The sequence below is a fragment of the Arsenicicoccus bolidensis DSM 15745 genome (genome assembly GCF_000426385.1).
Taxonomy (GTDB): domain Bacteria; phylum Actinomycetota; class Actinomycetes; order Actinomycetales; family Dermatophilaceae; genus Arsenicicoccus; species Arsenicicoccus bolidensis.
Window position 1 is genome coordinate 64,290 of record NZ_AUFG01000014.1, and the last position, 21,888, is coordinate 86,177.

General features: G+C 73.7%; 18 protein-coding genes. 5 read left to right on the forward strand and 13 right to left on the reverse strand.

Features of this window, described 5'->3' with window-relative positions; all coding sequences use genetic code 11:
* Window positions 1–5 precede the first annotated feature (5 nt).
* The 6 genes from mraY to mraZ all read right to left on the reverse strand — a co-directional run bounded on the left by mraY (window position 6) and on the right by mraZ (window position 7,021).
* Window positions 6–1,091, reverse strand: a complete 1,086-nt coding sequence (gene mraY, locus K313_RS0109700) for a phospho-N-acetylmuramoyl-pentapeptide-transferase (RefSeq protein WP_029211445.1) — start codon at window positions 1,089–1,091, stop codon at window positions 6–8.
* Window positions 1,088–2,704 carry a UDP-N-acetylmuramoyl-L-alanyl-D-glutamate--2,6-diaminopimelate ligase gene (locus tag K313_RS0109705; protein ID WP_029211446.1) on the reverse strand — a complete coding sequence of 539 codons (1,617 nt, stop codon included), beginning with the start codon at window positions 2,702–2,704 and terminating at the stop codon, window positions 1,088–1,090. Before K313_RS0109705 ends, mraY begins: the two co-directional genes overlap by 4 nt.
* A gap of 11 nt (window positions 2,705–2,715) precedes the next feature.
* Window positions 2,716–4,638 (reverse strand): peptidoglycan D,D-transpeptidase FtsI family protein, encoded by a 1,923-nt coding sequence (locus K313_RS0109710; protein ID WP_029211447.1) that lies wholly within the window; start codon window positions 4,636–4,638, stop codon window positions 2,716–2,718.
* Between the two features lie 135 nt (window positions 4,639–4,773).
* On the reverse strand, window positions 4,774–5,340 hold the full coding sequence (gene ftsL, locus K313_RS20690; protein WP_029211448.1) for a cell division protein FtsL: 567 nt from the start codon (window positions 5,338–5,340) through the stop codon (window positions 4,774–4,776).
* Window positions 5,337–6,383, reverse strand: coding sequence for a 16S rRNA (cytosine(1402)-N(4))-methyltransferase RsmH (gene rsmH / locus K313_RS0109720; RefSeq protein WP_029211449.1), 1,047 nt, complete (start codon window positions 6,381–6,383; stop codon window positions 5,337–5,339). Before rsmH ends, ftsL begins: the two co-directional genes overlap by 4 nt.
* Before the next feature lie 206 nt (window positions 6,384–6,589).
* Entirely contained in the window at window positions 6,590–7,021 is a 432-nt protein-coding gene (gene mraZ / locus K313_RS0109725; protein WP_029211450.1) for a division/cell wall cluster transcriptional repressor MraZ, read from the reverse strand.
* 356 nt (window positions 7,022–7,377) lie between these two features.
* On the opposite strand from mraZ, the gene K313_RS0109730 reads away from it, so the two are divergent.
* The 3 genes from K313_RS0109730 to K313_RS0109740 are packed head-to-tail and all read left to right on the forward strand — an operon-like array spanning window position 7,378 to window position 12,040.
* Window positions 7,378–8,382: an AAA family ATPase gene (locus K313_RS0109730; RefSeq protein ID WP_034252685.1), complete on the forward strand. Its 1,005-nt coding sequence runs from the start codon at window positions 7,378–7,380 to the stop codon at window positions 8,380–8,382.
* Between the two features lie 17 nt (window positions 8,383–8,399).
* Window positions 8,400–9,707: a DUF58 domain-containing protein gene (locus K313_RS0109735; RefSeq protein WP_029211452.1), complete on the forward strand. Its 1,308-nt coding sequence runs from the start codon at window positions 8,400–8,402 to the stop codon at window positions 9,705–9,707.
* Window positions 9,704–12,040 carry a transglutaminase TgpA family protein gene (locus K313_RS0109740; protein ID WP_029211453.1) on the forward strand — a complete coding sequence of 779 codons (2,337 nt, stop codon included), beginning with the start codon at window positions 9,704–9,706 and terminating at the stop codon, window positions 12,038–12,040. The genes K313_RS0109735 and K313_RS0109740 overlap by 4 nt, the downstream gene beginning before the upstream one ends.
* Before the next feature lie 111 nt (window positions 12,041–12,151).
* Here the strand turns inward: K313_RS0109740 and K313_RS0109745 are convergent, their stop codons facing one another.
* From K313_RS0109745 to K313_RS0109765, 5 genes are all read right to left on the reverse strand, one after another.
* Window positions 12,152–13,852 (reverse strand): RNA polymerase sigma factor, encoded by a 1,701-nt coding sequence (locus K313_RS0109745; RefSeq protein WP_034252621.1) that lies wholly within the window; start codon window positions 13,850–13,852, stop codon window positions 12,152–12,154.
* 258 nt (window positions 13,853–14,110) lie between these two features.
* Entirely contained in the window at window positions 14,111–14,506 is a 396-nt protein-coding gene (locus K313_RS0109750) for a universal stress protein (RefSeq protein ID WP_029211455.1), read from the reverse strand.
* 45 nt (window positions 14,507–14,551) lie between these two features.
* The gene (locus K313_RS0109755) at window positions 14,552–15,892 is read right to left on the reverse strand and encodes a DUF4192 domain-containing protein (protein ID WP_029211456.1); all 1,341 of its coding nucleotides are present in this window, start codon (window positions 15,890–15,892) and stop codon (window positions 14,552–14,554) included.
* 107 nt (window positions 15,893–15,999) lie between these two features.
* The gene (locus tag K313_RS0109760) at window positions 16,000–16,407 is read right to left on the reverse strand and encodes a YkvA family protein (protein WP_029211457.1); all 408 of its coding nucleotides are present in this window, start codon (window positions 16,405–16,407) and stop codon (window positions 16,000–16,002) included.
* A 94-nt stretch (window positions 16,408–16,501) separates the two neighbouring features.
* A complete protein-coding gene (locus tag K313_RS0109765; protein ID WP_029211458.1) occupies window positions 16,502–17,209 on the reverse strand; it encodes an EcsC family protein in 708 nt (235 codons plus the stop codon).
* A 72-nt stretch (window positions 17,210–17,281) separates the two neighbouring features.
* On the opposite strand from K313_RS0109765, the gene K313_RS0109770 reads away from it, so the two are divergent.
* Complete coding sequence (locus K313_RS0109770; protein WP_051274081.1) at window positions 17,282–17,734, forward strand: SufE family protein; 453 nt, start codon at window positions 17,282–17,284, stop codon at window positions 17,732–17,734.
* 2 nt (window positions 17,735–17,736) lie between these two features.
* Complete coding sequence (locus K313_RS0109775; protein WP_029211460.1) at window positions 17,737–19,461, forward strand: DNA polymerase; 1,725 nt, start codon at window positions 17,737–17,739, stop codon at window positions 19,459–19,461.
* Between the two features lie 15 nt (window positions 19,462–19,476).
* On the opposite strand, the gene K313_RS0109780 is transcribed toward K313_RS0109775, so the two are convergent.
* Both K313_RS0109780 and K313_RS20695 read right to left on the reverse strand, forming a co-directional pair.
* Window positions 19,477–20,391, reverse strand: coding sequence for a PAC2 family protein (locus tag K313_RS0109780; RefSeq protein ID WP_029211461.1), 915 nt, complete (start codon window positions 20,389–20,391; stop codon window positions 19,477–19,479).
* 133 nt (window positions 20,392–20,524) lie between these two features.
* The gene (locus tag K313_RS20695) at window positions 20,525–21,793 is read right to left on the reverse strand and encodes a S1C family serine protease (protein ID WP_029211462.1); all 1,269 of its coding nucleotides are present in this window, start codon (window positions 21,791–21,793) and stop codon (window positions 20,525–20,527) included.
* Window positions 21,794–21,888: the final 95 nt, after the last annotated feature.

Here is a 21,888-nt window from a genome sequence, read left to right on the forward strand (position 1 = left end):
GTCCGTCACGCTCCCACGACCCATTCCGCGTAGAACAACCCGATGCCGAGCGCCACGAAGAGCCCGGCGATGATCCAGAACCTGATGACCACGGTGATCTCGGCCCAGCCGAGCAGCTCGAAGTGGTGGTGCAGCGGCGCCATGCGGAACACGCGCTTGCGGGTGGTCTTGAACGACCCGACCTGGATGATCACCGACAGCGCCTCGAGGACGAAGAGCCCACCGAGGACCACCACCAGCAGCTCGGTGCGGGTGCAGATGGCCAGGCCGGCGAGCGCGCCGCCGAGGGCCAGGGAGCCGGTGTCGCCCATGAAGATCTTGGCCGGCGAGCCGTTCCACCACAGGAACCCGAAGCACGCCCCCATGAGGCAGGCCGCCACGACGGCGAGGTCCCGGGGGTCGCGCACCTCGTAGCACCCCGCGCTGGACGTGATCGCGCAGCTCTGGTTGGTCTGCCAGGTGCCGATGATGACGTAGGCGGCGAAGACCATGGTGCTCGCGCCGGTGGCCAGCCCGTCGAGCCCGTCGGTGAGGTTCACGCCGTTGCTGGTGCCCGCGATCATGAGGTTGGCCCACAGGACGAAGAGGACGACGCCCACCCAGGGCAGGGTCGAGCTCACGTCGAGGTCGAGACTCGTGTCGCGCACGGAGGAGATGACGGTGGAGGCGGGGGTGAGGCCCCGGGAGTTCTGGAACTGCAGGACGAGCAGGGAGAAGATCAGGCCGACGATCCCCTGCCCGGCGAGCTTCTGCCACGAGCGCAGGCCCAGGCTGCGCTGCTTGGAGATCTTGATGTAGTCGTCGAGGAACCCGACGAGGCCCAGCCCCGCCATCAGGAACATCACCAGCAGGCCGGACGCCGACGGGGGCCACCAGGTGAGCAGGTGGGCCATCGCGTAGGCACCGAGCGAGGCCAGGATGATGACGGCACCACCCATGGTCGGCGTGCCGCGCTTGGTGTGGTGGCTCGTCGGGCCGTCGTCCCGCACGAACTGGCCGTAGTGCTTGCGCACCAGGAAGTTGATGTAGGCGGGGGTGCCCAGCAGGGCGACCAGCAACGAGAAGCCGGCAGCGATCAGGACGGCCTTCACGGCGTGGCCTCCTCGGGGGTCGAAGTCTCAGGCTCCACGTGAGGTGCACGCTCCTTGGGGTGAGTGCCGGCGCGGCGCTCGCGCAGCGCGTCGCCGAGCTCCTCGCGGTCGTCGAAGGGGTGGGTCAGCCCGGCGATCTCCTGGCCCTGCTCGTGTCCCTTGCCCAGCACCACGACGGTGTCGTCGGCGCCGGACGTGGCGGCCACGGCCTCGCGGATCGCGGTGGAGCGACCCGCCACGACCCGCACCCGGTCCTGCAGCGCGTCGGAGATGCCGCCGGCCACCGCCCCGCGGATGGCGGCCGGGTCCTCCGAGCGAGGGTTGTCGTCGGTCACCACGACGAGGTCGGCGACGGCGGCCGCGGCGGCACCCATGTGCGGCCGCTTGCCGGGGTCCCGGTCACCGCCCGCGCCGAGCACGACGACGAGCCGGCCCCGGGTCTGGGGACGCAGCGCCCGCAGGGCCGCCCCCACCGCCTCGGGGGTGTGGGCGAAGTCGACGACCGCCAGGGGCTGGTCGGGCCGGCCGGTCTCGACGCGTTCCATCCGGCCGGGCACGTGGGGGTCCTCGCAGACGGCGCGCGCGGCCTCGGCCAGGTCCTCGCCACCGAGGTGCAGCAGGAGCGCGGCCACGGCGGTGTTGACCTGGTTGAAGTCGCCGGGCAGCGGGCAGACGAGCTCGAGGCTGGTCCCGCCGCCGTCGGTGAGCAGGAAGGCACGGTCGCCGAGGTCTCGCACGTGCCAGTCGGCGTCCGCCCCGGTGGCCGACACCGTGGTCACGGGGACGGTGGCCCGCTCGGCCAGGCGCCTGCCCCACGCGTCGTCGACGACGACCACGCCACGGCGGGAGCGCTCCGGGGTGAACAGCGACGCCTTGGCGGCGAAGTAGTCCTCCATCGTGCCGTGGAAGTCGAGGTGGTCCTGCGAGAGGTTGGTGAAGGCCGCGACGTCGTAGACGACGCCGTCGACCCGGTGCATGACGAGGGCGTGGCTCGAGACCTCCATGGTGCAGCGCTCGACACCGCGCTCGGCCATGACGGCGAGCAGCGCCTGCAGGTCGCTGGCCTCGGGGGTCGTCCGGGTGCTGCGCAGCCGCTCGTCGCCGATGCGGGTCTCGACGGTGCCCACGAGACCGGTGCGGCGGCCCAGGGCGTGCAGTCCGCCGTCGACCAGGTAGGCCGTGGTGGTCTTGCCGTTGGTGCCCGTGATGCCGTAGACGTCGAGCCGCGTCCCGTCCGGTCGCGCGTAGACCTCGGCGGCCGCGCGTCCCAGCGCCGCCCGCGGATCGGGGCTCACCAGCAGCGGGAGGTCACCGGTCGCCGGCCCGAGCTCGTCGCCCACCAGGGTCGCCCCGGCGTCGTCGGTCAGGACCGCCACCGCCCCGGCAGCGAGGGCCTGCGCCACGAACCTGGCGCCGTGGACGTTGGCGCCGGGCAGGGCGGCATACAGGTCTCCGTCGCGGACCGACCGCGAGTCGAGGGTGACGCCGCGGACCGCCGGGTCCGACGCGGGGGCGCCGGAGACGGTCCGCAGGGTGACGCCGTCGAGCCGGCGCGCGAGATCGGTCGCTGCGAGGGCTCGGACGTGGGCAGGGCGGGGGAAGGGGGTTGCCACGAGGAACGAACCTATCGTGCCTGCGTGGTCGTGCGGGTCCTCGCGGGGCTCCTCGGGCTAGTCGACCTGGTCGAGCCGGTCGAGCCGGTCGTGCCTGTCGAAGTCTTGTCCTCGTGCAGCGAGAACCCGTCGAAGGTCGCAGGCAGCCGCGGTGCGGGGCTGCCGCTCGGCGGGACCTGGTACTTCTCCAGGGCGGTCTTCATGACCTCGGTGAATACCGGGCCGCAGGTCTGACCGCCGTAGTGCCCCTTGATCGGCCGCTGCAGGGTGCAGGACACGACGAACCGGGGCTGGTCGGCGGGCGCGAACCCGATGAACGAGGCGGTGTGGCCGAGGTAGCGACCGGCCTGCTCGTCGTAGCGGTCGGCGGTGCCGGTCTTGCCGGCCACCCGGTAGCCCGGGATGGAGGCGTAGGCACCGGCGGTGCCCTCGTCGGAGACGACGGACTCCATCATCTCGCCGAGCGTCTTGGCCACGGGGGCCGAGATGACCTGCTGCTGCGCGGGAGCCTTCGCCGGGGTGTAGGTGCCGTCCGGCTCGGTCTGCCCGTTGATCAGCGTCGGCGGGATGCGCACCCCGCCGTTGGCGATGGTCTGGAAGACGCTGGCGGACTGGACGGCGTTGAGGCTCATGCCCTGCCCGAACATCACGGTGTAGCGCTGCGACCCGGTGGGGTTCTTGGGCACGACGCCGGCCTGCTCGCCGGGGTAGCCGATGCCGCTGAGGTGGCCCAGGCCGAACTTCCCGAAGTACTCCATGACCTTGCTGACCGGCAGCTTCTCACCGGCCAGGATCGTGCCCATGTTGGACGAGGTCGCGAGCACACCGCTCAGCGTGAGCTTCTGGACCCCGTGCTCGGAGGAGTCCTTGAACACCTTGTCCGAGCGCGGGAGCTCCGACGGCACCGTGACCGGGGTATCCGCCTTGGCCACGCCCTCCTGCAGCACCGCGGCCATGGTCATGACCTTGGCGGTCGAGCCCGGCTCGAAGTTCTCCTGGAAGGCCTTGTTGGAGACGGTGCCGCCCCGGGAGAGGCTGCCGAGGTCGGCCGGGTCGAAGGTCGGGTAGTTGGCGACGGCGAGCAGCTTGCCGGTGCGGACGTCCTGCACGACGACGTAGCCGTTGAGCGCCTCGCGCTGCGTGACGGCCCGCGCGAGGGCGTTCTGCGCGACGAACTGCAGGTCCGCGTCGATGGTGGTCTGCACGTTGCGACCGGGGACGGCCGGAGTGTGGGACTCGCTGCCGGTCGGGATCTTGAGCCCGGACGGGGTCGTCTCGTAGCGCTGCTCCCCCGGCTTGCCGGCCAGGACGGAGTTCATCAGCTGCTCGACGCCGCCCACGGGGGCGCCGGCGTTGGTCATGGCGCCGACGAGCGAGGCCGCGCCCGTGCCGGCGGGATAGACGCGCTTGGTCGTGAGCTCGGCGGACAGACCACCGATGCCGAGCTTCTTGATCTGCCGCCAGGCCACCGGCGTCATGTCGGTGGCGACGGGGTACCACCGACGCTCGCCGCTCAGCCGGGCCTGCACGTCCGCGACCGGCAGCCCGAGGAGCGGGGCGACGTCGGCCGCCGCGCCCTGGGCGCCGACCTTGGTGCGGGGACCCTTGGGGGTGAGGCGCTTCTGGTACTCCTTGACCGCCTGCTGGTCGACGATCAGGGTGTAGCGCTCGATCGACTCGGCGAGGACGGTGCCGTTGCTGTCGGTGATCTGCCCGCGCGCCGCGGGGAGGGTGCGCTTGGCGCTGCGCTGCTCGAGGGCCTTGGCCGACATCGCTGCGGCGTCGAACCCCTGGAGCCGCACGAGCTGCGCGGCGAAGACCGTCAGCACGAGGAGGGACACGATGAACATCGAGCGGACCCGACGCCTGGGGTGCATCCGCGCCCGGGACCCGGTGACCCGGGCGCCCTTGCGGGTGGGTCGCGTCGCGGTCACGCGCTCACCTCGATCCTTCGTGCGCCCTGCGGGCGCGTCGGTCCTGCCTGCTTCTGGTCCTGCATATGGCGTATGGCGCTGCCCGCCGACACCATCATCGACCGCCCGGGCCCGATCGGCGGGTTGCGACGCGGCTCAGCGGGTCGCGGCCGAGCCGGCCAGGCCGGCGAGGCCACCCACCAGCCCGTTGCCAAGCCCGAGGCCCGAGACGGCGGACGCGGCGGCCATGGTGGAGTCGTCGGGCCGAGCCTGCGGAGCGACGGCCTGGCTGCCGGACACCACGGTAAATTCGGCGGTTCTGGTCGCGGGCCTCGCCACGCCGGACACCTTGCCGGTGGCGGGGTCGAGGAAGGCCGGGGAGTCCGCCGGCCCCATGCCCAGCTCCTGCGCCTTGGTCGCGAGGTGGTTGGGCGAGGAGACCGCGTTGATGTCCTGGCGCAGGGCGGCGGACTGGTCGCGCAGCGTCGCGGACCGGTCCTGCAGGTCGTTGAGGGCGTAGGAGCCCTGGGACAGCGTGATGTTGAGGAGCAGGGCGGCGAGCAGACCGAGCGTCAGCAGCACGGCTCCCAGGACCACGAAGGGGACCTGGGAGGCTCTCCGGCCCGCCATGCGCACGACCTCCAGGTGGGGACGCTGCCCGACGAGACGATCGTACGTGCGGGTCGGTGCCGTGCGCGGGCTGACGGTCTGCAGCAGGCTCATGAACGGTGTCCCTTCCGGTGGGCTGGCCGGTCGACGCGGGTGGGGCGGGTGGTGGGCGGGGACGTGCGGACGCGCTCGGCGACGCGGAGCCGGGCCGACGCGGCGCGAGGGTTGTCACGCGTCTCGTCGTCGCCGGGCTCCTCGCCACCGCGGGTGAGCAGACGCAGGTATGGCGCGTGCTCGGGCAGCTCGACCGGCAGGCCGGGGGGCGACGTGCTGCGGGCTCCCGCGGCGAGGACCTGCTTGGTGAGCCGGTCCTCGAGGGAGTGGTAGGAGAGGACGGCCAGGCGGCCGCCGACGGCGAGCGCGTCCACGGCGGCGGGCAGGGCGGCCTCGAGGGAGGCCAGCTCGCCGTTGACCTCGATGCGCAGGGCCTGGAAGGTGCGCTTGCCGGGGTGCCCGCTCTGCCGCTGCGAGGCCGCCGGGATCGTGCGGCGCAGGAGCTCGACGAGCCGGCCCGACGTGGTGAACGGCTCGACCTCGCGCTCGCGGAGCACGGCCGAGGCGATCTGCTTGGCGAACCGCTCCTCGCCGTAGGTCCGCAGGACGCGGGCCAGGTCGCCGTGGGCGTAGGTGTTGAGCACGTCGGCGGCAGTGGTCCCGGTGGACTGGTCCATCCGCATGTCCAGCGGGGCGTCCACGCGGTAGGCGAAGCCGCGGTCCTCCTCGTCGAGCTGCAGCGAGGAGACGCCGAGGTCGAGCAGCACGCCCTGCACTCCGTCGACGTCGAGGTCCTCGAGCACCTCGCCGATCTCGTCGTAGCGGGCGTGCACGAGGTCGACGCGGTCCCCGAAGGCGGCGAGCCGCTCGCCGGCCAGGCGCAGCGCCTCGGTGTCGCGGTCGATGCCGACCAGGCGGGCCTGCGGGCAGGCGGCCAGCACCGCCTCGGCGTGGCCACCCATGCCGAGGGTGCCGTCGACGTACACCGGGCGTCGGCCGTCGACGTCCTGGGCCAGGGCCGGGGAGAGCAGGCCGACGATGCGATCGCGCAGGACCGGGACGTGACGTCCCTCGGCGCCGGTGCGCGCGTCGTCCTGCTGCACGTCGGCCCTCCTCTCTCTCGCGGGTGGTGCTGTGTCGGTCGTGCTGGTTGCGTGGTGCCGGGTGGGTGGTGCTGGGTGGGTGGTGGAGGTGGACCCTCGGACGAGGGGCCCTGGCGTCCGGTCCCCAACCGCTCCGCTCGATGTGTCCCGAGACCGGGGAAGGTGCCGCGGGGCACGAGGAGCGGGTGGAGGCCGGGCGCCAGGGATCACAGCAGTCCGGGGACCACCTCCTCCGCCTGGTCGGAGAAGGCCTGCTCGGTGGAGGACAGGTAGCGCTCCCACGCCTCGGTGTCCCAGACCTCGACGCGCTCGCCCGCACCGATGACGGTGCAGTCGCGGCTCAGCCCGGCGTACTGCCGCAGGCCGGCCGGGATCGTGATGCGGCCCTGCTTGTCGGGGACCTCGTCGGAGGCGCCGGAGAGGAAGACGCGCAGGTAGTCGCGGACGGCCTTGCTGGTCATCGGGGCGGAGCGCAGCTGCTGGGAGACCCGGACGAACTCGTCCATGGGGAAGACGTAGAGGCAGCGCTCCTGGCCACGGGTCACGACGAGGCCCTCGGCCATGCGCTCGCGGAACTTGGCGGGGAGGAACAGTCGGCCCTTGTCGTCGAGGCGCGGGTTGTGGGTGCCCAGGAACATCGTGGCCCCCTCCCCGTCGGCTCGCCGCGTGCTCTGATGTCCCCCACTTTACTCCACCACCCACCACGGTCAATCGTCAGCCGTGCGTTTCGCCGTTATTTTTTCGTCATACGCGCAGGTCAGAGGCGGTGGTAAGAAGTGGAGGGCGCGTGGGGCGATCGATCCGCCGAGTCCGGACGAAGGGGGTGAATCACCCGCCCGCGGACGCTGCGGAGGTCCGACGGCCCGCCGGGCGGCGCCTGGTGGAGGGAAGTGGGGAACCGCGGCTTCGCCTTGTCAGCAGCCGCGATGTCCATAGAGTTGGGCTGACGTCCCGGTGGACCCAGCACCGGACCGCACCAGACGGGGGCCCCGTGATCCATCGCACCGAGACGCAGCACCTGAGCACGGCGATCGAGGTCGCCGAGGCCGCCGAGGCCGTCTGCCGAGCTGTGTCCACCGTCATCGCCGGCAAGGACGAGCAGGTCCGCACCGCCGTCACCGTGCTGCTGGCGGGCGGCCACCTGCTGCTCGAGGACGTGCCCGGGGTCGGCAAGACCATGCTCGCCAAGGCGCTCGCCGGCGCCGTCGACGCCTCGGTCCGCCGCGTCCAGTTCACCCCCGACCTGCTGCCGAGCGACATCACCGGGATCTCGGTCTTCAACCAGGAGACGCGGAGCTTCGAGTTCCGGCCGGGTGCCGTGTTCACCAACCTCGTCATCGGCGACGAGATCAACCGCGCCTCCCCCAAGACGCAGTCCGCGCTGCTGGAGGCCATGGAGGAGGGGCAGGTCACGACGGACGGCGTGAGCCGCCCCCTGCCCCGGCCCTTCATGGTCCTCGCGACCCAGAACCCCCTCGAGATGGAGGGCACCTATCCCCTGCCGGAGGCCCAGCGCGACCGCTTCATGGCCCGGCTGTCCATGGGCTACCCCACGGCCGACGCCGAGACCGCCATGCTGGCCGCCCACGGCGAGCACCGTCCGCTCCGCGACCTCGCCCCCGTCACGGACGCCGGCACCATCGAGCAGCTCGTCGAGTCGGTCCGCCACCTGCACGCCGGCGAGGCGATCCAGCGCTACGTCGTCGAGCTGGTCCGCGCGACCCGGACGTCCTCCGGCCTGCGGCTCGGCGCCAGCCCGCGGGCCGGGCTCCACCTGCTGCGCGCGGCGAGGGCCCGCGCCGCGATGGCCGGCCGGGACCACGTGCTGCCCGACGACGTGCAGCAGCTCGCCGTCCCGGTTCTCGCCCACCGCGTCCTCCCCGCCGGGGGCGCGGGTGGCCTCGGGGGCGCCCACGGCGCCGCGGTGGACGTCATCGAGACCCTGCTCGCCCAGGTGCCCGTCGTCGGGGTCGCCACCCGCCGTCCCGGCTCGCGCTGACCACGCCGCAACGGCCCATGCCACGTCCCGACGGAGTCCTCACGACCCGAGGCCAGTCCTTCCTGGCCTCGGGCGTCGTGCTGCTCGCGGCCGGCGCGGCGCTCGGCCTGGGTGACCTCCTGCGCATCGGGACGGTGCTCGTGCTGCTCGCCGCCGGCGCCTGGGCCCTGTCCCGGCGTCCCGCGAGCTGGCTGCACGTCGAGCGCGAGGTCGCCCCCGGCCGGCTCGCCGTCGACGAGCTCGGCACCGTCACGCTGACGCTGCGCAACGCCGGGCGCCGGCGCTCCCCGCTCGTGCTCGCCCAGGAGGACGTGGCCTATCCCCTCGGCGACCGGCCCCGGTTCGTCGTGCCGTCGCTGCGTCCCGGCCAGCACCAGGTCATCCACTACCCCATCGGCTCCCTCGTGCGCGGCGAGCACGCGCTCGGGCCCATCTCGGTCCGCGTGCGCGACGGGTTCGGGCTGACCAGCCGGCTGACCCGTCTGCCGGGGTCCCGGACGGTGCTCGTCGTCCCCCAGGTCCTCCCCCTGGACGCCTCCGCCCTGCCGGGCTCGGGCCCCGGTCAGGACGACGACGTCGCCGACACCGTCGCCCTGCACGGCGAGGACGACGTCACCATCCGTCCCTACCGCCAGGGGGACGAGCTGCGGCGCATCCACTGGCCGGCCAGCGCCCACACCGGGTCGCTCATGGTCCGTCAGGAGGAGCAGCCCTCCCGGCGCCGGGCCGCGGTGCTCCTGGACCGCCGGGTCACCGCGCACGCCGGTGAGGGTCCGCACAGCTCCTTCGAGTGGGCCGTCACGACGGTCGCCTCCGTCGTCGGTCACCTGCAGGACCACGGCTACGACGTCGACCTCGTCACCGAGCCGGACACCGGCCACGAGCGCCCGGTCACCCTCGACGAGGCGCTCACCACGCTCGCGCGGACGGTCCTGGCCGAGCACGACGGGCTGGCCAGCACCGCCGGCGTCCTGTCCCGGGGAGCCGCGGGTCTCGTGGTCGCCGTCGTCGGACCGGGCAGCCGCACCGACCTCGAGGCGCTCGCGGCGACCCACCGCACCGGGACGGCGTCGCTGGCGATCGTCGTGGACAGCCCGACCTTCGGCCGCGCCGTCGAGGGCCGTCCGGGCGTCTCGGCGCCGGGCGCCGAGACCAGCCACCTCGCCCACCCGTCCGGCCCGGCCCGCACCGGCCACCTGTCCGCCGCCGCCAGCGTCGAGATCCTGCGGCGCTACGGCTGGCGCGCGGTGGTGGCCGGCCACGGCACCGTGCCCGCCCTGGCCTGGCGACAGATCGCCTCGTCCACCGGCAGGAGCGTCCGATGACCCGGGCCCACCTGCGCGAGACCGCGCTCTGCGCCCTCGCCGTCGTCGTGGCCGCCTGGCCCATCGGCACGCTGCTGCGCGACTCCAGCTGGACCGGCCCCACCCTCCTGGTCGTCGCCCTCGTCGCCCTCCTCGGGGCCGGCCTGCGGTCGGTGCGGGTGCCCGCCTGGGGCGTGGTCCTGGCCCAGCTGGTCGGGGTCTGCCTCGCGGTGTGCCTGCTGCACGACCTCGGCAGCGGACCGGGAGGACTCCCCTGGACCGACGTCGGGGACCGCCTCGTCGACCGTCTCGAGGAGGCCGGACGCACCATCCGCAGCTATGCCGCGCCAGCCCCTCCCACGCGAGGCCTGGTCACGCTGATCTCGCTGCTCACCGGCCTGGTCGCGATCCTGGTCGACCACCTGGTCGTGGCGCGACGGGCCGCCACCGTCGCCGGGTTCCCGCTCCTCGTCGTCTACCTCGTCGCCGTGGTCAACACCGGGGTGGCGCTGCCGGCGATGTACTTCCTCGCCCTCGCGCTGCTGTGGCTGCTGCTGCTCGTCGAGCAGCACGGGTCCCAGCTGCGCCGCTGGGCCACGCTCGCCGCAGCCCCCTCCCGCGGGTCCGGTGCCGACGACGCCGCGACCGTCGTCAGCAGGTTCTCGCGGCGGTCCCGGCTCGTCGCGGTGGCCGTCGTCCTGGCGGCCGTCGGCATACAGGCCCTGCTCCCGGACATCCAGACGAGGTTCCTCACCGAGGGCCTCGGCCGCCAGGAGCAGGCGGGCCGGGGCAGCCTGAGCTTCACCTCCGACGTCGACATCACGCGCAGCCTGGGGTCGCGCGACCCCCGGCCCGTGCTCACCCTCCGCACGAGCGACGGCAGCGAGCCGCCCCCGCTCGCGGTCACCATCGCCAAGCAGTATGTCGACGGGCACTGGCGCATGATCCCGACCCCGCCCCCATCCGGGCAGGGTCAGCCCGCCCCCGGCCGGGCGCTCGGACTGCCCGACGGGATCGCCCCGGGCCTGCCGCACCGCGCAGTCACGGCGCGGGTGAGCGACAACACCGTGATGCGTCCGCCGCAGCTCGCGGCGCCCGTCCCGGCGCTGGCCGTGGGCACGGACGTCCCCTGGCGGCGGGACGCGACGACAGGCCTGGTGTCCGTCGGCCGCGCCGCGGAGGACTACACCGTCTCCTACGCCGTCCCCACCCTGACCCCCGAGCAGCTGTCCCGAGCCGCCGGAGGCTCCGCGGCACAGCAGCCGTACGCGACCTCCGCCTTCAACGACGGGGACTACCTGGACGTCGACCCCGCCTCGCGCGAGCTCGTCGACAGCACCACCCGGGAGGTCCTGTCCTCCCCCGACGTCCAGCGCTACGGCGCCGCGGACAGCGCCTACGCCAAGGCCATGGCGATCCAGCAGTACCTCCGCTCGCCGACCTTCGTCTACAGCCTCACCCTCGCGCCGCTCACGGAGGAGGAGCGGCAGCGGGGCGTCGAGCCCGACGCGGTGAGCCACTTCCTCCGCACGCGTCGGGGCTACTGCACCCAGTTCTCCTCGGCCATGGTGATGATGGCCCGCTCCCAGGGGATCCCGGCGCGCGTCGTCTTCGGCTTCCTGCCAGGATCGCTGCAGCCCGACGGGACCCGCATCGTGCGGGCGGCCGATGCCCACGCCTGGCCCGAGCTGTTCATCGACGGGGCCGGGTGGACCCGCTTCGAGCCGACGCCGGGTGGACGGTCCGGGCTGCCCCCGGCCTGGGCGACGCCTCCGACCGCCCCCACCGCGACGGCGTCCACGTCCGCCCCCACCACGACGTCCAGCGCCCGCCCGCGCCCCGCCGAGACCGACACCTCGACCGCGGCGCCGACCCAGCCCGGGCTGCTGGACCGGCTGCGCGGCTGGTTCACCCCCGCGCGCATCATCACCCTGGGGCTGCTCCTGCTCGCTGCCGTCGCCCTGGCCGTCACCCCCCTGCGCGCGGCGCGGGTGCGTCGGCGTCGGCTCGCGAGAGCCGGGTCCCCCGCGGCGGCGGTGGAGTCGCACTGGACCACCCTGGCCGAGCAGCTGCGCGACCTGGGTGTGGGCCCACCCACGGGTATGACGCCGCGAACCCTCACCTCGCACTACGACCGGTATGCCCTGCTCCCCGACGACGGCAAGCGGGCCCTCGCCCGGGTGCTCGCCGCCGTCGAGCGGGCGCGCTACGCCCCGCCCGGCGCGTCGGCGTCCCCCCGCCAGGTGCAGGCCGACGCCCAGGTGGTGCGCCGGACCTTTGCCCGCACCCGGTCCTGGCCGCAACGGCTGCGGGCCGCACTGCTGCCCTCGGCGGGACGCGGCTCGACGTCCTGACGCCGGGCTGACGTCGGCGATCCCGACGCCCCTCACCCGCCGTCGCACGAGCGCGGACGAGGCCGGCATCCCGTGGGGATGCCAGCCTCGTCCGTCAGGTCATGGGGTCGCTCAGTCGAGGTAGTCCCGCAGCACCTGGCTGCGGCTGGGGTGCCGCAGCTTGGACATCGTCTTGGACTCGATCTGCCGGATCCGCTCCCGCGTGACGCCGTAGACCTTGCCGATCTCGTCGAGCGTCTTGGGCTGTCCGTCGGTCAGGCCGAACCGCATCGACACCACACCGGCCTCGCGCTCGGACAGGGTGTCCAGCACCGAGTGGAGCTGCTCCTGCAGGAGGGTGAAGCTCACGGCGTCGGCCGGCACCACGGCCTCGGAGTCCTCGATGAGGTCGCCGAACTCGCTGTCGCCGTCCTCGCCGAGCGGGGTGTGCAGCGAGATGGGCTCGCGACCGTACTTCTGGACCTCGACGACCTTCTCCGGGGTCATGTCGAGCTCCTTGGCGAGCTCCTCCGGGGTGGGCTCACGACCGAGGTCCTGCAGCATCTGCCGCTGGACGCGGGCGAGCTTGTTGATGACCTCGACCATGTGCACCGGGATGCGGATGGTGCGGGCCTGGTCGGCCATGGCGCGCGTGATCGCCTGCCGGATCCACCACGTCGCGTAGGTCGAGAACTTGTAGCCCTTGGTGTAGTCGAACTTCTCGACGGCGCGGATCAGGCCGAGGTTGCCCTCCTGGATGAGGTCCAGGAAGAGCATGCCGCGACCGGTGTAGCGCTTGGCGAGCGACACCACGAGGCGCAGGTTGGCCTCGAGCAGGTGGTTCTTGGCCCGCTTGCCGTCCTGGCCGACCCACCACAGCTCACGCTTGAGCTTCATGTCGATCTTGTCGCCGGAGTTGAGGCGCTCCTCGGCGAACAGGCCGGCCTCGATGCGCTTGGCGAGCTCGACCTCCTGCTCGGCGTTGAGCAGCGCCACCTTGCCGATCTGCTTGAGGTAGTCCTTGACCGGGTCGGCGGTGGCTCCCGCCGTCACGACCTGCTGCGGCGGGGCGTCGTCCTCGTCGTCCTCGCGGTAGACGAAACCGCCGTCCGTCTCCTCCTCGTCGTCCTTCTTCGCGCCCTTGGCGCGGGCCGCTGCGGCAGCGCCCTGCGGCGCCTTGGGGTCGACGGCGCCCTCGTCGTCGGCGTCGGGGGCGTCTTCGGTCGGCGCGCCGGCGGTCACTACGTCGTCCACGGCGACGTCCTCCACGACGACGTCCTCGACGTCGTCCAGGGAGGCCGGGCCCTCGTCCGCGACGCCCGTCGGCTCCTCGACCTTGGCGGCGGCGGTCTTGGCGGCGCCCGCCGCGGTGGCCTTGGCAGCCTTCTTGGCGGGCGTCGCCTTGGCTGACTTGGCGGCCTGTGCGGACTGTGCGGCCTTGGCGGTGCCGGTGGTCTTGGTCGCAGTCTTGGTGGCCGGTGCGTCGGCGGACGCGTCGGTGGAGGGCGTCGGGGCGGCGGCCTTCTTGGCCGGGGCCTTCTTGGCGGCGGCCTTGCGGGTGGAGCTGGTCCGACCCCCCGCGGACGCGGCGACGGCCCGGGCGTGGTCGGGGTCCAGGGTGACCGTGATGCCGGCGGCGTCGATGGCCCGCAGGACGGCCTTCATCCGGCGGGGCTCCAGGGCGACCTCGCTCAGGGCGGCGCCCAGCTGCTGGGAGTCGATCGAGCCGTGGGTGGCACCGAGCTGGAGCAGGGCCTGCAGGGAGGGGTGTGCGAACTCCGGGGGCAGGGAGGCGGCATTGGGTAGGGTGGTCACAACAACCTTTCGTCGCATGACGTGGGCGCGTGGAACCATCGGTCGTCGGAGGACGAGTGCGTGGGAGCCACGGGACGGCGGTTGCGCTCTGGGCTGGTGCAGCCTGTCGTGGCAGGATCTGCGGGGGGCTGACCATGGCCTCCGGTGCGCTTCACCACCATTATAAGTCGACCGGCGACCTTGCCGCGACGAAAGCCCGTCGAACGGGCCGTCCTCACCGACCGTGACCTGCCCGACGCCGGCGGATCGGTCATCAGCGGTCAGCGTCTCGTGCGGTCAGCGGGTCAGCGGCTTGACGGTGAGCACGGGGCAGGTGGCGTCGAGCAGGATCCGCTGGGCGCTCGACCCGAGGATGAGCTTGCCGACCGGCGAGCGACGCCGCAGGCCGATCACCAGGCAGCTGGCGTCGACCTCGTCCGCCACGCCCACCAGCTGCTCGGCGAGGTCCTTGCCACCCGGGGTCCGACGCTCCAGACCCAGCCCGGCCGCGGACACCTCGGCCGTGAGCTCGGCCACCACCGTCTCCATCGCCGCCGCGCTCTCGGCGTCCGGCGCGGGCCGCCCGGTCTCGACGAGCACCAGGGGCACGGAGCGGATGACGGCCTCCTGGGCGGCGCGGGCGAGAGCGGCCCGCCCCTCGGGCGTGGCGACCAGGCCGACGACGATGGTCATGACAATCCTCCGGGCAGGTGGGGCCGAGCGACGATGGCCCCGAACCTATCCCATGGGCCCGGCGCCGTGCGCACCCCTGTGATCGGCGTCGTGACGGTGCTGGGCGTCGTGAGGGCGCTGGGCGTCGTGACGGTGCTGGACGTCGTGGCGGTGCTGGACGTCGTGGGCGGCGCGGCCGGCCTGACCACCGCGGGCGTCACGGTCGTCCCTGCCGTGGCCGATCACCTCGGAGTAGACCGCCAGGCGCTCGACCGCGGGCAGGACGAGCCTCGCCATCGTGTGCCCGGGCTCCACCGCGAGCGCCCGTCGCAGCGCCGCGGCGGCGATCATGTGGTCGCCCAGGGACCACGCGACGACGCCGGCGATCGTCAGCACCCCCGCGGCGTGCTCGGGCGGGACGACCCTCGCGACCAGCAGGAGGCGCTCCTGCAGCACCTCACGGCGCTCACGGTCGGCCGACCCCCACCGCACCGGACGCCCCAGGGCACGCAGGCACCGGTCACGCAGCTCGTGCGGCAGGAGCGCAGCCGGGATCATGCCGGGGGCGGACCAGGCCAGGACGGCGTCCCTCACCGCCTTGTCCTGGATCACCGTCACGGCCGCGGCCAGGTCCTGGGCGGACCACTCGTCCTGCGACGCCATCGCCGGCGCGTGCTCGGACGCCTGAGCCCACCCGAGCAGGCGGGCCCACGCGTCCAGCCCCGGCCCCACGTGGGCCCAGCCAGACTGCTCACCGGCGGCGGCTCGCGGGGGGCGCCCCCCGCCGGCCAGGGCGTCCCGCACGTCGCGGCACCGGTCGTCCTCGGGCGCGGCCCGGACCCGGGCGAGCGCCGCGTCGCGGTCGGCGAAGGGAGCCGAGCCGGCCAGCACGAGGTCCGCGACGGCCTCCACCTGGCTCGGGTCCGGCAGGGGCTGCAGCCGCGAGGGACGGCACGCCGAGTCCGGGGCCAGCAGCGACCACCACCCCGTCGCGCCGACGACGACCGCGTCGACCACCTCCACGTCGGCCCGCCCGGCCAGCACCAGGATCTCGTCGAGCAGCTCGCAGCCCCACGCCGAGGCCGGGTCGTCCCGGTCACCGCTGCCGGGCACGTAGCCGACGACCACGAGATGGCGGCTGTGCCGCGCCATCCGGCCGTGGACGGCGTCCCAGAGGGTCGCGGCCGGGGTGCCCACCGGCGGGAGGTCGATCCGCGCGCACGGTCCGACGCAGAGCCGCCCGGTCGAGGACGGGACGAGGCCGAGCACCACGAGGCTCTCGGTGGGGTGGAAGCCGAGGAGATAGGGCAGCGTCGCCACCAGCTGGCTGCTGTCGCGCACGGACGTGACGGGGGCGTCGGCGGGGCTGCTGGGGAACGGGGCGGAGGTCTGGGGGAAGGACGTCATGGTCCGACCCTGGACGCCGCGAGGCGCCCCGACCAGGAGTGGTCGGGGCGCCTGTGGACAGAGCGCGGATTGACGCGTCCAAGGACGAGGCCTGTGGACAGTCGTCGTCAGCGCACGACGCGCCCGTCGACGGTCACCGGGGCGGGATCGCCCGGACGCGGACCGCGACGCCCGCCACGCTCCCAGTGCAGGAAGTCCTCGGTGGAGCTGACGAGCTGGGCGGCGGCCCAGGCCAGGACGAACGCGTCGTCACCGAGGCCGAGGACGGAGAACAGGCCCTCGGGGACGAGATCCAGCGGGCTCACGACGTAGACCAGGGCCGCGGCGAGCGCCAGCAGCTGCCCGCGCGAGGTGCCGGTGTAGGAACCCGACGTGACCGCTCGCACCAGGCGCGGGAGGGACTGGATCCGGGTGGCCATGCTGGGCGACCCCGGGCGGCTCGCCGTGCGGACGGCCTGGCCGAGGGACCACACGGACGCCCAGCGGGACGTGGGACGGGATGCTCGGAAGCTCATGCGACCTCCTGGGTCGGACGGGGGCGTGCTACCCCTGCCAACGAACGGGCCCGCGCGGGGATTCCCCACGCGGGCCGCCGTCGGTGCTGGTGGGTCAGGCCGCGGTGGCCGGGAACTGCTGCTTGGCGTTGGAGGCGATCTTGCCGAGGAGGTAGTAGTCCATGCCGCCACCCACGACGCCACCCACGAGCGGCAGGCCCTTGCCGACCACCTTGGCGAAGCCCTTCTGCCCCAGCGTCGAGATGAGGCGGAAGCCGACGCCCTTGTTGATCATCATCACGGCCGAGGCCGGGAGGTGCTGGGTCGCGAGGCTCGAGAGCCGGCCGGAGGTGAGCACGCCGGCGCGACGCAGCAGGTCGTCGTCGGCGTCGGCCCCGACGAGCGTCAGCAGGATGGCCGAGCGGACCTCGGGCTTGGCGATGTCGTAGCCCCGCACGCGTGCGATCGAGGCGACCATGCGGGTGGCGGTGAGGTAGAACTCGACGACGTTGGCGGGCAGGGCGACGGGCATCGTGATGAAGCCGCCGAGACCGGTGACGAAACCGCCCGTGGCCGCGATCCGCTTGTGGTCCTTGACGATCTCCCCGACGGCCTGCTCCGGGCTGCGTCCGCGCAGGGCCTTGTCCGCGACCTTGGCCGCGCCGTCCACCGGCCCGGCGCCATCCACGCCCACGTCGAGGAGCTTCTGCACGAACTCCTCGACCGGTCCGTTGAGGCGCGAGTCGCCGGTGGCGGGGTCGGTGGTGTGCTGACCGATGGCCTTGTTGATGACGGAGCCGGTGATCCTGTCGAAGATGCCCACGGGCAGTCCTTCCTGTCTGTGGCGATGGCGGGCCGCGCTCCCGGGAGGAGCGTGGTGACGCACACTGGGTCGGTGAGCGACATACCCGACACCACCCCGTCCGACACCTCCGGACTGCCCGACGCCGTGGCGGAGCTCGTCGAGGACCTCGCGGCGCTGACGCCGAGCGAGCGCATGGACCTGCTCCAGGAGCTCGCCGACGACCTCCCGGCCCCGCCCGATCGGCTCCACGGCGACCCGGGGTTCGAGCGGGTCGAGGAGTGCCAGTCTCCCGTCCACGTCCTGGCCCGGGTCGAGGAGGGGGTCGTCCGGCTGTATGTCGACGCGCCGCCCTCAGCCGCGGCCACCCGCGCCCTCGCGGCGATCCTGCACGAGGCCGTCGACGGCGCCCCGCTCGAGCGCGTGCTCGGGCTGCCCGCCGACCTGCCCCTGCGCCTGGGCCTCGGCGGCACGGTGTCCCCGCTCCGGCTGGGCGGCATGGCCGGCATGCTCGGCCGGGTGCAGCGCCAGCTCGCCGCGGCCTGATCGTGCCGGTCGAGGCGCTGGGCCTCCTCGGCCTCGCCGTCGCCGGTGGCCACGGCGTGGTCGTCGACCGCTCCGGCGCGATCGTCGTGCCGGCCTGCCCCGTGGACCGGCTCGTGCCGCAGCTGCGACGCCTCGAGGAGGACCGCCGGCCCCGGTGGGTCTGGTGGCAGGCCGGTCACGACGCGCGGCCGCTCGTCGCCGCGGGGCTGCACCTGGCGCGCTGCTGGGACGTCGCGGAGGTGCACCGCGTGCTGGCGGGCGGCTTCGCGGCCGACCCCGGCACCGTCTGGGCCCACCTCCGCGGGCTGGACCCCCACGGCCTGCCGCAGGTCGCCGAGCCGGACCTGTTCGCGCTCGTCTCCCCCGCCGCCCAGCTCGACCCGGAGTCACTGACGACGGCCGAGGGCTACCTGCGCGCGGACGCGGTGCAGGGCACCTGGACGTCGACCCCCGACCGCCTCGCGGCGTGGGCACGAGCCGCGCTGACCGCTGCCGAGCAGCAGCACGACCTGGTCGAGCAGGCGCCCCGGGTGCCGGACGCGGGGGGCAGCCCGCGCGACGCCCGGCGCCTGCTCGGCACCGCCCTGTCGGAGTCGGCGGCGGCGCTGCTCTGCGTCGAGCTCGAGGTCCACGGCCTGCCCATGGACCGCGAGGCGGCGACCTCGCTCATCACGGCGGCCGCCGGACCACGCCCTCGCGACGAGCCGCAGGCGAGCGCCATACGAGCCGAGCGGGACCGCGCCGTCCTCGTGCACGTGCCCGGCCGGGAGCGCACCGACCTGCGAAATCCCGTGCAGGTCAAGGAGATGCTCGCCTCGGTGGGGGTCCACGTCGACAACACCCGGAAGTGGACGCTGGACGCCCACCGGGCCTCGCACCCCGTCGTCGAGGCCCTCCTGACCTGGCGCAAGGCCGAGCGGATCGCCACGACCTACGGCTGGCACTGGCTCGCCACCCACGTCGGCGAGGACGACCGGCTCCGGGGCGGGTGGACGGCCTGCGACGGCGGAGCCGGCCGGATGACCGCCGCCAACGGCCTGCACAACCTGCCCGCCGAGCTGAGACCCGCCGTCGCGGCGCACCCGGGGCACGTGCTGGTGCGCGCCGACCTCGGCCAGATCGAGCCGCGGGTGCTGGCGGCGGTGGCGCGGGATCCGTCCTTCGCCGACGCCAGCCAGGCGGCCGACCTCTACTCCCCCGTCGGCGCCGAGCTGGGCGTCGAGCGACCGATCGCCAAGATCGCCGTCCTGGCCGCGATGTACGGCCAGACGTCGGGCTCGGCGGGCGAGGCGCTCAAGCGGCTGGACCGCGCCTACCCGACGGCCATGACCTACCTGCACCGGGCCTACGACGCGGGTGTGCGGGGCGACCCCGTGGTGACCTGGGGCGGGCGCAGGGTGCCCATGTGGCAGGGACCGCTGTCGGAGGCGCAGCTCGCGGGCCGCGGCAGGTTCGCCCGCAACGCGGTGATCCAGGGGGCGGCGGCCGAGCTGTTCAAGGCGTGGGCCGCGACGGTGCGCGCCGGTGGACGGGCCCTCGGCGCCGAGATCGTGCTGTGCCTGCACGACGAGCTGCTCGTGCACGTCGCGGCCGAGCACGCGGACGAGACGGTGGCGCTCGTCCACCGCAGCCTCGACGAGGCGGCGCGGCGGTGGACGGGCACCGACCGGGTCCGCTTCGTGGCGGACGTCAGCGTCGTGCGTCGGTGGTCCGAGGCCAAGGCCTGAGGGTCAGGTCGAGCCTCAGGCCTCGCCGTCGCTGTGGGTGCGCAGGAACTGCTCGAACTCCGCACCGATCTCGTCGGCCGTCGGCAGCTCGCCGATGCTCGGGGCCAGGAGGGTGGGCTTGTCGAGGCCGCGGGTCCACTGGTCGTACTGCCCCTCGAGGGCACGCACCACCTGGACGACCTCCTCGTTGTCGCCGATCTCGGAGTCGATGGCCTCGCGGTTGGCGCCGGCCACGGCGGCCAGCTCGGCCGTCGGCAGGGCCAGCCCCGTCGCGCCCGACACGGCCCGCAGGCCGGTCAGCGCCGCGTCCGCGAAGTCGGTCTGGGCGAGGTAGTGCGGGACATGCACGCTGAACCCGACGGAGTCGTAGCCGGACTCACCCAGCCGCAGCTCCAGCAGCGAGGCGAACGACGCCGGCACCTGCACCTCGCCGAAGACGGGGTTGTTGTCGGGGATGAGCGCCCCGTCGGAGGCGTGGGCGGTCAGGCCGATGGGGCGGGTGTGCGGCACCCCCATGGGGATCCCGTGGACGCTCACGGTCAAGGAGACGCCGAAGGTCCGCACCAGCCCGCGCACCGCCTCGGTCATGCGCTCCCACTGGTAGTCCGGCTCGGGACCCGTCAGCAGCAGGAAGGGCGTGCCGTCGACGTCCAGGACGCGGTAGAGCACGATCGCCGGGTCGTCGTAGGTCGTGTAGCGGTCCCGGTCGAAGGTCATCAGCGGCCGGCGCCCGCGGTAGTCGAGCATCTGGTCGACGTCGAAGGACGCCACGACGGAGTGGTCGAGCGCGCCCAGCAGGTGGTCGGAGATGAGCTTGCCGGTGTGACCGGCGTCGATGAACGCGCCCATCGCGACGACCAGCGACGACGCACGCATGTGCGTGGGGTCGCAGTCGGTCTCGAAGCGGTAGAGACCCGTGGGGTCCTGCACGGTGTGCCTCCTGCTGGTCTGGCTGATCTGGCTGATCGGCCGGTCTGGCTCGGTGCTCCGCTCCCCGTCATCGCGTCGGGAGCGGCCTTCTCCCCCAGGGCAACGCCCGTCACGCCGAGCACATTCCGAGGCGTCAGGCGACCGTGCTGGTGCCGAGGGTGACGCTCGTCGAGCGGGTCGTGCCCGAGGGGTCGGTCCACGTCACGGTGACGCGGGTGCCCGGGTACTCGTCGGACAGGTCCTCGCTCAGGTCGGTGCCGCTGGTGACGGTGTCCCCGTCGACGGCGGTGATGGTCGACCCCGCGGTGATGCCGGCCGCGGCGGCGGCCCCTCCGGCGACCACGTCGGCCACGGCGGCGCCGGACGGCATACCGGTCGCCCCCCGAGAGCCGCCGTAGCCCCCGGCCGTCACGTCGGTCACCTGCACGCCCAGGGCCGCCCGCGCCCCCACGTGCACGTCCTCGGACCGGACGCCCGCCGTGATCTGGTCGGCGATGGCGAGCGCCTGGGAGATCGGCACGGCATACCCGTCGATGTCCCCGCTGGAGGTCGCCGCCGTGTCGATGCCGATCACGCGGCCGGACGTGTCCATCAGCGGACCGCCCGAGTAGCCGGGCACGACGTCCGCCGTCGTCCGGATGAGCCCGGTGAGCTGCTCCCCGGAGCCCACGGAGGTCTCGTCCTGCGCGGTGATGGACTGGTCCAGAGCCGTGACGGAGCCGGTGACCCGGTAGATGGAACCCTGGCCGCCGCCCTGCCCGACCGCGACCACGCTCTGGCCGACCTGCGCCGGCGACCGGTCGACCGTGACCGTGGACAGCCCGCTCGCGCCCGAGAGCCGCAGCACCGCGACGTCGTGCGCCGCGTCGTGACCCACGACCGACGCGGAGTACTTCCGGCCGGTCGTGGTGTCGGTGACGGTGATCGAGGTGGACCCCTCGACGACGTGATAGTTGGTGAGCACCTCACCGTCGGCGGTGAGGATCATCCCCGTGCCGGCGCCTCTGCCGTCAGGCAGCACGGTGTCCACCATGACGACCCCCTTCATCGAGGCGACCTCGGTCCCCGAGATCGTCGAGCCGTCCGCGGCCTGGCTCAGGTCGGACGAGCCGGTCCCCTGGCCGGAGGACTGGCCGTAGCCGTCGCTCCCGTGCGCGTAGCCGCCGTAGCCGTAGCCGTGCCCGTAGCCGTACCCGTGGTGCCTGGCCCAGGTCGGCTGGCCGGTCTGGTCGGTCTGGTCGGTCTGGCCCTCGGTCGACGAGGCTATGGTCGAGCTGTCGACGACGGTGGTGCCGTCGGAGGTCCGGGCGGCGGCGAGGCCGGTCGCGACCATCCCCGGGGAGGCGGCGAGGGCGACGGCGGCCACGGCGGTCGCAGCGATCTTGGCGGTGGCGGTGGTCATGGTTGGCTCCTGGTGGACGACGGGCCGGCGAGCGTGGCGTCGGGGGGCGTGTGCGTGGACCCCACGTTGGTCCCGGCGGCTCGCAGAGCGGTGTG

What these genes read in the sequence shown, in the direction of transcription:
- ftsL (WP_029211448.1), bottom strand. Translation starts at nt 5,340, where the DNA reads ATGAGCCTGCTGCAGACCGTCAGCCCGCGCACGGCACCGACCCGCACG.
- mraZ (WP_029211450.1), bottom strand. Translation starts at nt 7,021, where the DNA reads ATGTTCCTGGGCACCCACAACCCGCGCCTCGACGACAAGGGCCGACTG.
- K313_RS0109735 (WP_029211452.1), top strand. Translation starts at nt 8,400, where the DNA reads ATGCCACGTCCCGACGGAGTCCTCACGACCCGAGGCCAGTCCTTCCTG.
- K313_RS0109740 (WP_029211453.1), top strand. Translation starts at nt 9,704, where the DNA reads ATGACCCGGGCCCACCTGCGCGAGACCGCGCTCTGCGCCCTCGCCGTC.
- K313_RS0109745 (WP_034252621.1), bottom strand. Translation starts at nt 13,852, where the DNA reads ATGCGACGAAAGGTTGTTGTGACCACCCTACCCAATGCCGCCTCCCTG.
- K313_RS0109750 (WP_029211455.1), bottom strand. Translation starts at nt 14,506, where the DNA reads ATGACCATCGTCGTCGGCCTGGTCGCCACGCCCGAGGGGCGGGCCGCT.
- K313_RS0109755 (WP_029211456.1), bottom strand. Translation starts at nt 15,892, where the DNA reads ATGACGTCCTTCCCCCAGACCTCCGCCCCGTTCCCCAGCAGCCCCGCC.
- K313_RS0109760 (WP_029211457.1), bottom strand. Translation starts at nt 16,407, where the DNA reads ATGAGCTTCCGAGCATCCCGTCCCACGTCCCGCTGGGCGTCCGTGTGG.
- K313_RS20695 (WP_029211462.1), bottom strand. Translation starts at nt 21,793, where the DNA reads ATGACCACCGCCACCGCCAAGATCGCTGCGACCGCCGTGGCCGCCGTC.